Origin of the sequence: Lysinibacillus sp. K60, assembly GCF_019731275.1 — a bacterium.
GTDB classification, from domain to species: Bacteria; Bacillota; Bacilli; order Bacillales_A; family Planococcaceae; genus Lysinibacillus; species Lysinibacillus capsici.
In genome coordinates this window covers 549,686-562,282 of record NZ_JAASJR010000001.1, presented here as the reverse complement: position 1 = coordinate 562,282, position 12,597 = coordinate 549,686, and the positions used below count along the sequence as shown (strand labels likewise).

The 12,597-nt window shown below is 37.6% G+C and carries 9 protein-coding genes; 1 reads left to right on the top strand and 8 read right to left on the bottom strand.

Going from position 1 to position 12,597, the window contains the following annotated elements; genetic code table 11:
• Nucleotides 1–114 precede the first annotated feature (114 nt).
• The 5 genes from HCH28_RS02745 to HCH28_RS02725 all read right to left on the bottom strand — a co-directional run bounded on the left by HCH28_RS02745 (nucleotide 115) and on the right by HCH28_RS02725 (nucleotide 5,899).
• Nucleotides 115–1,299, bottom strand: a complete 1,185-nt coding sequence (locus HCH28_RS02745; RefSeq protein WP_221679591.1) for an iron-containing alcohol dehydrogenase — start codon at nucleotides 1,297–1,299, stop codon at nucleotides 115–117.
• 15 nt (nucleotides 1,300–1,314) lie between these two features.
• Entirely contained in the window at nucleotides 1,315–2,076 is a 762-nt protein-coding gene (locus HCH28_RS02740) for a 3-hydroxybutyrate dehydrogenase (protein WP_221679590.1), read from the bottom strand.
• Nucleotides 2,077–2,088: 12 nt separating this feature from the next.
• Nucleotides 2,089–3,405, bottom strand: a complete 1,317-nt coding sequence (locus HCH28_RS02735; protein ID WP_221679589.1) for a GntP family permease — start codon at nucleotides 3,403–3,405, stop codon at nucleotides 2,089–2,091.
• A gap of 64 nt (nucleotides 3,406–3,469) precedes the next feature.
• Nucleotides 3,470–4,990, bottom strand: a complete 1,521-nt coding sequence (locus HCH28_RS02730; RefSeq protein WP_221679587.1) for a CoA-acylating methylmalonate-semialdehyde dehydrogenase — start codon at nucleotides 4,988–4,990, stop codon at nucleotides 3,470–3,472.
• 15 nt (nucleotides 4,991–5,005) lie between these two features.
• Nucleotides 5,006–5,899 (bottom strand): NAD(P)-dependent oxidoreductase, encoded by an 894-nt coding sequence (locus tag HCH28_RS02725; protein ID WP_221679585.1) that lies wholly within the window; start codon nucleotides 5,897–5,899, stop codon nucleotides 5,006–5,008.
• 235 nt (nucleotides 5,900–6,134) lie between these two features.
• Here HCH28_RS02725 and HCH28_RS02720 point away from each other — a divergent pair, with 235 nt between their 5' ends.
• The gene (locus tag HCH28_RS02720; protein WP_221679583.1) at nucleotides 6,135–6,746 is read left to right on the top strand and encodes a TetR/AcrR family transcriptional regulator; all 612 of its coding nucleotides are present in this window, start codon (nucleotides 6,135–6,137) and stop codon (nucleotides 6,744–6,746) included.
• A 46-nt stretch (nucleotides 6,747–6,792) separates the two neighbouring features.
• Here the strand turns inward: HCH28_RS02720 and HCH28_RS02715 are convergent, their stop codons facing one another.
• From HCH28_RS02715 to HCH28_RS02705, 3 genes are read right to left on the bottom strand one after another with little or no spacing between them, the layout of a single operon-like run.
• Nucleotides 6,793–8,799, bottom strand: coding sequence for a GGDEF and EAL domain-containing protein (locus HCH28_RS02715; protein ID WP_221679581.1), 2,007 nt, complete (start codon nucleotides 8,797–8,799; stop codon nucleotides 6,793–6,795).
• A gap of 29 nt (nucleotides 8,800–8,828) precedes the next feature.
• On the bottom strand, nucleotides 8,829–10,985 hold the full coding sequence (locus HCH28_RS02710; RefSeq protein WP_221679578.1) for an RNA degradosome polyphosphate kinase: 2,157 nt from the start codon (nucleotides 10,983–10,985) through the stop codon (nucleotides 8,829–8,831).
• Entirely contained in the window at nucleotides 10,982–12,529 is a 1,548-nt protein-coding gene (locus tag HCH28_RS02705) for a Ppx/GppA phosphatase family protein (RefSeq protein ID WP_221679576.1), read from the bottom strand. The genes HCH28_RS02710 and HCH28_RS02705 overlap by 4 nt, the downstream gene beginning before the upstream one ends.
• Between the last annotated feature and the right edge of the window lie 68 nt (nucleotides 12,530–12,597).

Sequence of the window (12,597 nt, the reverse complement as noted above, 5' to 3'; positions counted from 1 at the left end):
TAAAAGTTTACTATATATTCTCGAATATGTCATATTAATTCTATAGAATGCGAGTTTATTTTCTAAAAAAATATAAAAGAGCCATTCATCCGAATGAATAGCTCTCCAATATAATTAAAACTCATACGTATAGGCAATTTTATATAGCTCCATTAACTCTTCTAAAGTTGGTATCTTCGGATTGTTGTCAGGGCTTCCACTTGCAAGTGCATCCTCAGCCATTTTAGGAATGGCCTGATAATAAGCTTGCTCCTCTATTCCCCACTGTTTTAAATTGCCAATTTTCATATACTTACACATGTCTTTAATGGACGTAATAGCAAGCTGAGCAAGCTCCTCTTGTGATAGACATTCTTTTGTTTTATTAAAAAATTGTCCCAAATCTGCCAATCGATCTATACAAGCATCTTTTGAATAGTCTAGTACAGCTGGTAAAAGCATCGCATTGGAGATGCCATGTGGTACGTGAAAAAGTGCACCAATGGGACGCGACATTCCATGTACGAGGGCAACAGAAGCATTTGAAAATGACAGCCCTGCCTGCATCGAACCCAATGACATCGCTTCCCTAGCATCAACATCATCTCCATGTTCAAAAACCTTTATGATGTTATTCACAATTAATTCCATAGCAGATAAGGCGAGCACATTCGAATAAGGATGAGCTAAACGCGATAAATAGCTCTCAATGGCATGGCTCAATGCATCTATTCCTGTTGCTGCGGTAATTGCTGGAGGTGAAGTAATGGTTAAAATAGGATCAACAACCGCCATAGTTGGCATAAAAGCTGGTTGCTTAATCATCATTTTTACATCACTTTTTGTATTGGTAATAACAGTTGCATCTGTGGCTTCAGAGCCTGTACCTGCTGTTGTTGGTATTGCAATGTGTGGAATTGGTGCAACAGCTGCAACTTTTGCCATTTTCATATAATCTCCTATGTAGCCGCCATTTGTAGCCACTACTGCAATCGCCTTCGCCGTATCAATACAGCTACCCCCACCAACAGATATAATGACATCACAGTTTTCCTTCTGCAAAAGCTGTAATCCCTCTGCTACATACGTATCGTCCGGCTCAGTTATCACCCCTATATATGAAACGACTTCTATCCCTTGGGTCTTTAATAGTGTATGGCATTTATTCACAAATCCTAAACTCTCCATCATTGGATCACTAATAATTAATGCCTTAGAACCTAGTTTTTTCGCATACTCTCCTACTTCTTCAAATGAATCACGACCATATACAATCGTCCCTGGTGAATGAACAGTAAAAATGGTTTTTGTTTGAATCATATTTTCCCTCCTAAGCTACTGAGCTGTATAGCCACCATCTAATAGAATGGCCTGACCGGTTAACCCCTTTGCTATATCACTTGCTAAATATAATGCAAGTCCTGTAATTTCCGAGACATCAAGTAAACGTTTTTGCGGTACAAGTGGATATAACACTTGTTCAAGTACTTCCTCCACTTGAATACCCCGTGTCTGTGCTAAATCCATAAACTGATTACGTACTAATTCCGTGTCAACATACCCTGGACAAATAGCATTTACCGTAATTCCATCTGTCGCCACCTCTAGTGCCGTTACCTTAGTAAGCCCAATCACACCATGCTTTGCTGCATTATAGCCTGCCTTCCCAGCAAACCCAATGACGCCATTGATGGAGGCCATATTGATAATACGACCAAATTGATTTTTCTTCATATGTGGTAACGCATACTTCATTGCTACAAAGGGAGCAACGACCATCACTTTTTGCATTGACTCAAAAATTTCTGTCTTAAAATCCTCAATAAGCGACACATGTTGAAATCCTGCATTATTGATTAAAATATCTAATGTTGAGAATTTATTAATCGTAAAATCGATGGCTTCTCTTATGGCTTGTTCTTCTGTCACATCACATATATAGGAAGTTAAAGAGGGGTATTGTGCGACGGCTTCCTCTAGAAGCTGTTCATTTTTATCTGTTATCACAACATTAGCCCCTTGCTCAGCAAATGCTTGTGCTATGGCAAGACCAATACCACGAGCTGCCCCTGTAATAAAAACCGTTTTCCCTTGCATACTTCATCCCTCCTACATCCCTAATGAGAATAATATGATTGCAAGTATTGTACCTATGATAGGGATAATAACCGTCAAAGCTCCAAATGGCATATATGCATCCTTATGCTTTTCATTACATACTGAATTGATGGTTGTCACAACATATCCTCCGTGTGGCAATGAATCTAGGGAACCAGATGCTATAGCGATTGTCCGATGCAATGCCTCTGTATCTACACCCATCTCGATATAATGCGGTGCTAGTAAGGGCATTGCAATTGTTTGTCCCCCTGATGCTGAACCTGTTAAACCAGCAATAACCGCAATAGCTAAGGCTCCTCCAATCAGCGGACTGCCAGGGATATTGGTCATTACATCAACAGTTGCAACAAAGGATGGTGTTGCTTTTACTACCCCACCAAAGCCGACAACAGCCGCCGTATTTGCAATGGCAATAATAGCACCCATCGCACCTGCTGCTAATGTTGCGCCAACTGACTTTGCATATTTGTAACTCACTAAATAAGCCACGATACAGCCACTAGTTAAGGCTACAATTAAAGCAGAGGTTCCAAGTGAATTATGGAAAATATAAGAAATGACTAAAACAACTAATAATGGTACGAGACTCAAAAGGGGACTCGGTAGCTTACGTGTTTTATCAGCTACTGGATCAGTGGAGCGCTCAATGAAAATCTCCCCATTGTTTACAGCGCGTTTAATCATCCAATTCAGCCAAAGCGAGCCACCAACGGCCATAAAAATAGCCACGACAATACTAACTTGCCAACCAGCATATGGAGTTGTACCAAGATATGGAATCGGTATCCAATTTTGAATCTCAGGTGAGCCTGCTGATGTCATCGTAAATGTGACAGAACCTAGGCCCAGTGCAGCAGGAATAAAACGTCGTGGAAAGTTTGCTTGTTTAAATAAACTAATAGCCATTGGATAAACAGAAAAGGCTACGATAAAAACTGAAACACCACCATATGTGAGTACTGCTGCAGCTAAGACTACAGCATATGTGGCATATTTCACCCCTATTTTTTCTACAATCCATTTAGAGACACTATCTGCAGCGCCTGTGTCCTCCATGACTTTACCGAAAATGGCGCCCGCCATGAACATTAAGTACCAAGAACCAACAAATCCTGTGAACCCATCCATATAGCTCGTTAGAAAGTTGGGCTGATCTTTATCAGCTGTTTGAGGAAAAAATGCAAGACCGTTTGTTAAAGCTGCTAACAGCGCCGTTAACGGTGCTGAAATAAGTAGATTTACACCCTTCATTGTTAAATAAACTAATAATGCTAAACTACCAAAAAGACCAATATACTCTAACATTTACACCCCACCCCATCCCCTTTTTTAGAAAAAGAGCTGTATAGCTCTACAGCTCTAGGTTTTATTAGTCGTTATTGCTTGGGAATGCAAATGTGGATGCTGGGGAGGCATTACCAGCCATCCAACGCTCTGAAATTGTCTTAGTTTTTGTAAAGAATCGTGCTTGATCTGGGCCAAACATATGCCCCTCACCAAAACGAGAGCCTTTAAAGCCTGCGAAGTTATGGTAGCCAACAGGAATTGGAATTGGTACATTGACACCAACCATGCCAACATCAATTTCTGTTGTAAATTTTCGAGCTGCTAATCCATCATTCGTAAAGATTGTGACACCATTGCCTAGCTCATGCTTATTTATAAGTGTAATAGCTTCCTCTAAGGAATCTACACGAACAACATTGCGAGCTGGACCAAATATTTCTTGCTCGTAAACTTCCATTCCTGGTTTTACATGATCTAATAATGTAGGTCCTACATAAAACCCTTTAGACTCTTTGACAATGTCAAGCTCTCGTCCGTCACAAATTACTGAAGCTCCTTCGGCTTCCCCTCCATCAATTGCAGTAAGAATTGCTTCTTTCGATTGTTGAGAAATAACAGGGCCAAAATCTGAATCAGGATTTGTATAAGGGCCAACCTTCAGATTAGCGATTTTATCCTTCAGAATCTCCACTAGACGATCTGCAGTATCCTTTCCTACAGGCATAATGGTAGATATCGCCATACAGCGTTGTGAGGCTGCCCCATACGCTGCTCCAATAAAGGCATTAGCTACCTGTTCAAGATCCGCATCAGGCATTACAACCATATTATTTTTACCCCCACCAAGTGCAGTAACACGCTTTCCATATTTTGACCCAGTTTCATAAATATACTTCGCAACTGGTGTTGATCCAACGAATGAAATCGCTTGCACAGCAGGGTTTTCTAAAAGTTCATTGACAGCATCTTTATCACCATTGATTACTGTCCAAATACCATCAGGCAATCCCGCCTTCTTCCAAAGCTCACTAACATACAATGCAGTCATTGGCACACGCTCGGATGCTTTTAAAATAACCGCATTTCCTACAGCAATGGCCATACTCGTTTGTGCTAGAGGCACCATGATGGGGAAGTTAAATGGAGAAATTGCTGCCACAACCCCTAATGGATACTTTGCAGAATAAGCATTTATTTGACCTCCAACATTTACAGAGTATTCTCCTTTCATTAAGTGTGGCGCACCAATGGCTAAGTCAACAGATTCAAGTCCTCGTGTAATTTCACCTTTGGCATCTTCAATCGTTTTACCGCTTTCAGTACAAATGATTTGTAATAGCTCTTCCATATTTTCAGTGATAAGGTTACGGAACTTTAGTACAATTTCTGCACGCTTAGCCACTGACGTATCACGCCAAGCTGGAAATGCTGCTTGAGCTTGCTCGATTGCATCTTGTGTTTCCTCTACTGTTGCAAGGGGTACCTTAGCAATGACTTCACCTGTTGTTGGGTTAAATACCGAACCGAATCGTCCACTTTTTCCTTCAACCAATTTGCCACCAATAAAATGTGTTAATGTTTTAACATCTTGTGCTGTTGTCATATCCATTTCCTCCTCTTAAAATTGTTCTAGTTTACATTTTTCTTTTAAGCTTAAATAAGCTGCAGACATATCTTTTTCTCCGTAGCCCTGCTGAGCAATTTCACTATAAAGATCCACTAACTTTTCGCCGATTCGCAGCGATACGCCTGCTTCATCAGCCATTTCCTTAGCTAACTTCAAATCTTTTAATAGTAGATTTGTCGAAAAGCCCGGCTCATAATTATCATTTTTCATATATTCCAAATAATTACGTTCATAAATACGGCTTTGCCCATAACTATTACTTAATACTTCATAGAGCGTGTCTGCCTGAATACCCATTTTTTCACCAAGTACAATCGTTTCAGCGACTGCCTCTGTGTAAAAGCCAATCATTAAGTTATTGAGTAATTTAATTCGCGTCCCTATACTTGAAGATGTACCCAAATGATAAATATTTTTACCGATTATTCCGAATATTTCACTGGCACTTTTATAATCTTCTGTGTCACCACCAACCATAATAGTTAATGTCGCATTGATAGCCCCAATGACACCCCCACTGACAGGAGCTCCCAAATAACGTAATCCCAAAGCTATAGCTTCTGTATGTAACGTATCATTTAATTCGGGATTAACAGTACTAAAATCAATCAGTAGGCATCCTTTCTTTGCATGTTGTAAAATTCCTTGCTCTGACTGATAAACCAATTCTACAACCTGAGGGGTAGGTAAGCTTGTCATAATAACATCACATTGTTTCGCAATATCCATAGCTGTCTCAAGGCCGAAACCACCTGCTGCTGCGAATTGATCCATTGCTTTCACATTCGTATCGAAACCATACACCTGATAATCTGCTCTTAATAAGTTAATAGCCATCGGTAAACCCATATTCCCTAAGCCAATAAAACCTAATTTTACCTTCATTGTGACCTCCCCATTCCTTGAAAATACAACGGAAAACTTGATGATATACTAGCCAACTTTCATTTTTTAAAGTAACATTAATAACGAGATAACCTCATTGACCACAGTCATTGACTTCGGTCATTTAAATCATAATCAATCAAAATCCATCTCGTCAATTAAAAATTTAATATTTTCAGAATATTTTTCACAAAAGATATTTTACAATATTTTAAACAGGAGGTATTAGCTACCGATGGAAACACTCACAAGCAGACAGAAAAAGGCATTAGAAACACGTGAAAAATTATTAAAAGCTTCTTTAGATTTATTTAACAAGCATGGTTATGAACATGTTTCTGTTGAACAAATTACGAAGGCATGTAATGTTTCAAAGGGTACATTTTATACACATTTCCCATCTAAATATGATGTTATTTTAGAAAAATTTAAGGAGCTTGATAATTTTTATAGTACAGTTGAAAAAAATATTGATCCCTCATTACCAGCAAGTGAAAAAATTCTTTTAGTATATCAAGAGCAAATGAAATATTTAACAAATATTGTGGGGAAGGATTTATTACGTACAGTGTATACGGCTGCTATGACAAACCAAGTAAAACAGGATCATTATTTAATCAATCCACAACGTAAGATTTTTCAGATAATGAATACATATATCGAGGAAGGAATTCAACAAGGGGAATTTAGACAAGATGTTTCTGCTGCTACCATACAAACACTTATTCAGCGCTGTATGCGTGCCAATGTCTATGATTGGTTGATACATAGTGAAGACTTTGACCTAGCCTCTGAGATGGCGCAATTTACAGCAATTGTCTTAAACGGTCTTAAAAACGGCAAATAAAAAAGTAGCACTTCATCTATTTTATGATGAAAGTGCTACCCGTTTTCTAGCTTACAAAATATTGTTGTACAATCGTTTCTACTGGTAATGGTTTATTATACAAATAGCCTTGCCCTTTTTGACAACGATGGCGTTTGAGAAAATCGACTTGTATTGGTTCTTCAATTCCCTCAGCAATGACCTCTAATCCTAAATTATGAGACATCGAAATAATGGCTTTTATAATGGCTTCATTTTTGTCATCCTTTGCTATATCTGCAATAAATGACTGATCAATTTTAATAATATCAATCGGATAACGCTTGAGATAACTTAATGAGGAATAGCCTGTCCCAAAGTCATCCACAGACACATAAACACCTAATTGCTTCAGTTCTGTAAGAATCGAAAATGTTTCATGAACATTTGTCATAGAACTTTCGGTAATTTCTACTTCTAATAATTCAGGTGGTACACCATATTTCTTTAAAGCTGTTTTAATTTTTCGGGCAAAATTTTCTTTTCTAAACTGTTTTGGAGATATATTGACTGCAATCCGTACAGGACGATATCCCTTCGATTGCCATTCTTTTTGGTAACGACATACCTCATCAATAATCCAATCACCAATTTCAATAATCAACCCTGAGGCTTCTGCAATAGGAATAAATTGTGCTGGTGATACAAAACCAAATTTACGGTTATTCCATCGTAATAATGCTTCAAAGCTATTGATGCTATTATTTGCTAAATCCATTTGCGGTTGTAAATGGAGACTTAGCTCATTAAATTCAATTGCACGACGTAAATGTGCCTCCATCAATGCTTCGTTTGGAAAAATAGCCGTCATATCTTCACGGTAGTAGCGGTAATGTGAACGACCATGTTCTTTAACAGAAAATAAAGCTTTATCTGCTTTCCGTACAAGTGTCTCGATATCTTTACCATCTGCTGGGCTAAGTGAAATCCCAATCGATACACTTATAAAATATTCCTGTCCATCTATCATAAATGGCTGTTTTAATACGTCCATAATCAAGTTTGCAGTTCGTTCAATTTTTTGGATGGTTGCATCTTTGAGCACAAAAATAAACTCGTCACTATTATATCGATACAGCGAACACTTTGAGTAGCAAAGCTCCCGTAACCTATGACTAAACATACGCATCAAATCATCTCCCTTGCTCTCGCCAAGGGATTCATTAAACTTTTTAAAACGGTCAATATCAACTAAAATAAGAGCGGCTTGCTTATGCTCTTGCTTTTTATCATTTAAATGCTGTAGCCAATGCTCCTTAAAAGCTTTTCGATTCCAAATACCTGTTAATTCATCCATTAGTGCTAGGTAATAGAATGCTTCATGATCATTCATAAATGAATTCGCATCTTTAACAAATAGGTGAACACCCACAACTTCACCATTATAATAGGTTGGATGCGTTCTTAAATAAAAGGGCTCTTTACTTAGTAAATCACCTTTCAATAAGCATTTAGGCATGCCAAACGCTGAACCTTCGATTGTTTTGGTAAATAATAATTTAAATTCATTGAGGTATTTACTTTCTAGTAATGAAAAAATATCTAGTCCAATTAGACTGTGCTGCTCTCTCGATAGTGTAGCAGTAGCAGCAATATTTTGATGAATTATTCGACCTTGTAAATCTGTCGTTAACACTGGACTTATGTGTTGTTCAATGAACTGTAAATAGGGATTTTCTTCAAATGTTATCGCTCGAAGAATAATGGCAACGATTGATTCAGAAAAGTGCTGAACATGAAGCACAAATGTTTTCTCTTGAAGACCGTTACCTAATTTTAGAGTATGCTGTTTATTGATTTCCTCAATTAGAAATCCCGACAATTGCAGCCAGCATTGCTTAGTAAAAAAGTTCTCAGCGTTTTTGGCTGTTATATCCTCCAGCTCAATCATTGAAGATAGCTTTTCATTAAATTCAACGACCTCAAACACTATGTTATCAACTTGTCTCAAACAAATAATTGCATCAAATGGGTTTAGTTGCATGAGCTGTTGATATTCTGCAAATGGCGCTACATTTTCTCTACATTTTTTCATTCTATCCCTCACTAAGTAGCGTGTTTGCTCTATTCTTCGTCTAGCGTAGGCTTTAATGCATCCTTCAAGAAAATTTCCTGGCTATTTAATGGATCTTCGCTACGATCAAACTCTTTATAATGATACTTACCATTAGAGTCTTGAATACGGGCTTTCGCAGTATCCATTAATTGTGCATTCATTATGTCAATAATACGAGTTTTTGCTTCACTTGCATATACAGGGAATAAAATTTCTACACGTTTAATCATATTACGTGTCATCATATCTGCAGAGGATAAATAAACTTTATTTTCCCCATTATGATGGAACCAATAAATACGAGAGTGTTCAAGGAAACGACCAACAATACTTGTTACGGTAATGTTTTCACTAATACCTGGGATTCCTGGTCTAATACAGCATATACCACGAATAATAAGTTCGACCTTTACACCCGCAATGGATGCCTCATAAAGCTTCATCATTAAATCTTTGTCTGTCAATGAATTCATTTTTGCACGGATAAAACCATTTCCATATTTTTTATGACAGGCAATTTCCTCATCCATTAAACGAATAAACTCATCTCGTATATCAAATGGTGCAACGACTAAATGATTAAAGGTAGGTTTTTCTGTATAGCCACTTAAGTAGTTAAAGAAATTTGTCGCATCAATGCCAAACTCTTTATCTGTCGTTATTATGCCCATATCCGTATAAATTTTTGCAGTAGCATCATTATAATTTCCGGTACCCAAATGGACAAAACGTTCAATTTTGCCGTTACGACGACTAACGACTAGCGTAATTTTTGAGTGTGTTTTTAAATTATTCATCCCATAAATTACAAGACAACCTGCTTGTTCTAATTGTTTTGCCCAGTGTACATTATTTTCTTCATCGAAACGTGCCTTTAGTTCCACTAATACCGTTACTTGTTTACCGTTTTCAGCGGCAAGTTTTAACGCTTGAATAATAGGGGAATTCCCGCTTACTCGATATAATGTCTGTTTTATAGCCAACACATTCGGGTTGACAGCGGCCTCAGAAATAAAATCAACAATAGGGGCAAAAGATTCATATGGATGATGGAAAAATATATCCTGTTGAAGTGCTTTTTCGAAAATATTTTCGTCAGACTGTAAATCTAAAGGTGGCTGTGGGATAAAGCTTTCATATTCTAAATGCTCACGACCTACTGAAATACCTTTCACAAAAGAGAACATAAACGTTAAATCCAAAGGACCATCAATATGGAATACATCGGATTCTTCTATTTCGAATTCATCTAGTAAGTATTGCAGCACTTCCTCGTTCATTTCTCCCACTCGAACTTCTAAACGGCTTCCTACTCCCCACTTTCGCTTTTTCAGCTCTTTTTCGATCTCCACGAGAAGATCTCGAGCCCCTTCTTCATGGATAGTTAAATCTGCATTTCTTGTTAAGCGGAAGGCTTGTGCTGATTTTACGCTATAGCCATAAAACAGCTTTTCAATATGTGCTACTATCACATCCTCCAATAAAACTACAACTGTCTTTCCTTCTTCGGACGGTACTTTTATATAGCGATCTAGCACAGATGGAACCTGGACAATCGCCACTCTTTCACGACTTTCAAGATCTGACTCATCCTGTTCTAACAGCACTAGTAAATTCAAAGTTTTACCAAGCAAAGTTGGGAAAGGACGATACGCATCCACTGCAACAGGTGTTAAAACAGGGAAGATAGTTTCTGCAAACATTTCATTGATAAATGATTTTTGCTTGCTATTTAAATCTTTCATGTCCGCAATATGTACATTATGTTGAGGCAGTAAATCATAGATTAAATGTCTATATACCTCAGTTTGTCGACGCACTAATGCTTGTGTGCGTTCTGCTATTTTGGCCAACTGTTCCTTCGGCGTTAAGCCAGATTTGTTTTCGGGCTTATGAAAACCAGCACGAACCTGGTCCTGTAAGCCTGCAACACGTACCATGAAAAATTCATCTAAATTGGAACTAAATATAGCTAAAAATTTTAAACGTTCAAGCAGAGGATTATTAATATCCTCTGCTTCCTCTAGCACTCGCTCATTAAAGGCAAGCCAGCTTAATTCGCGATTATTATAATATTGAGGCTTTGCAATTTCCTCTAACAATAGATTGTAGTTTTCGGAAAATTCTTCCCCATGTAGCTCGTTTTTCGTTACTTCAGTTGTCATCCATTGTTCCACCCTTCTTCAATAAAATTGATCTTCATTGGGATTTTTAATGCACGTTCTAAATGCTTTCTATGTCGATTGGCTTGATATTTTTCAGCCGCAGCATTCTTTTTTACATAAATATTAAGCTGAACATGATCTTCTTCTGTGTGCATTTCAATAGCATGTACTATATTGCGTTTTGAAACATTTAATGCATAGACAAATTTTAATAACGCTCCGAAATCTCTTATTTTACGATGTTCCTCCCGACTCATCCATGTAGAAAATGGAGCAGCAAAACGTTCGAAATAATCTTTATTTTTATAGGAGGCAAGAAGTGCTAGTTTTACTCGTTCTAAATGATTTAAACCATCAATGGACTGATTCGCAATTAAATAAAAAGTATGTTGGCTTGAAGAGCTTAATTCGATATACTCTCCTATATTAAAAACCTTCGCCGCTTTTGCTAATAAATGCAAATCTTCTGGATGATATTGCAAGTAGCCTAAATGACAACATTCACGATACAATTGGTCTGCTAAATGCATTAAATAATCTACTTCCATTTCACTCCGACCATACTGACGTGCTAATCTTCTAGCATTTCCTTCAAATACATTATCTTTATCAAACGCCTGTGGATCTGTTTGCAAAATCCGTTGAATAATGAGTCCCTCACGTAAACCTCGCTTGGTCAGTTGGAAGGTCTCACTACCAACTACCTCCATCAATATTCTAAATACCTCTAATGCAGGAACAATGATATCTGCGCGGTCAGATGAGAGCCCATCCAATTGTTTCAACTCCTGAAAGCTTAATTGCCCTAAAAATAAGCTTAAATCATCCAAATTTTCCTTCGTCATTTCATAACCATGAACGCTGGCAATAGGGTAATCATGCTTTTGTTGATGTATTTGAGCAATATTCCGCGCACTACCACCAATTGCGATAATGGGTAGAGCAACATTTTTTATCCAAGGGAGTGTTTGGAACTGCTCTTTGACAAAGGCAAGAAGCTCTTTTTTCTCACTACTATTAATAATTTCACCTTTTACAAAACGTTGCTTTAAAGAAACTGTCCCAAAAGGGAAACTATGTGATTGCTGAATTTCTTTATTTTCAAACAGCGTAATTTCGGTACTACCACCACCGATATCTATCGTTACGGCCGATTTCGTACCCATGGAATAAGCAACAGCAACGTATCCAAAATAGGCTTCTTCTTCTTCTGATAAAAGCTGTATTTGGATACCAGTCCGTTTTTTCATTTCCTCAATAATTTTGTCTCGATTAGTGGCTTGTCGAATAGCAGCAGTCGCAGCAGCTATTACATCTGTTACTTCAAAATCCTCAAGCATGGCTTTAAATGTCAATAAAGTTTCTGATAACACTTGAATACCTTCGTCAGACATCTCTCCTGAGGGCTGTAAATATGTACGCAATCGTGCTACCGTCTTAATATTTCCAAGCTCACGAAGTCCCTCTTCATTATTATATTGATATAATACTAACCGGATAGTATTGGAGCCGATATCAATAATAGCTGTTTTTAATTCATTCAAATAATCACATCCTTCAAGCATCTACCATTTATTTTGTTCATAATATTAGGACATATACAAAAAAATCG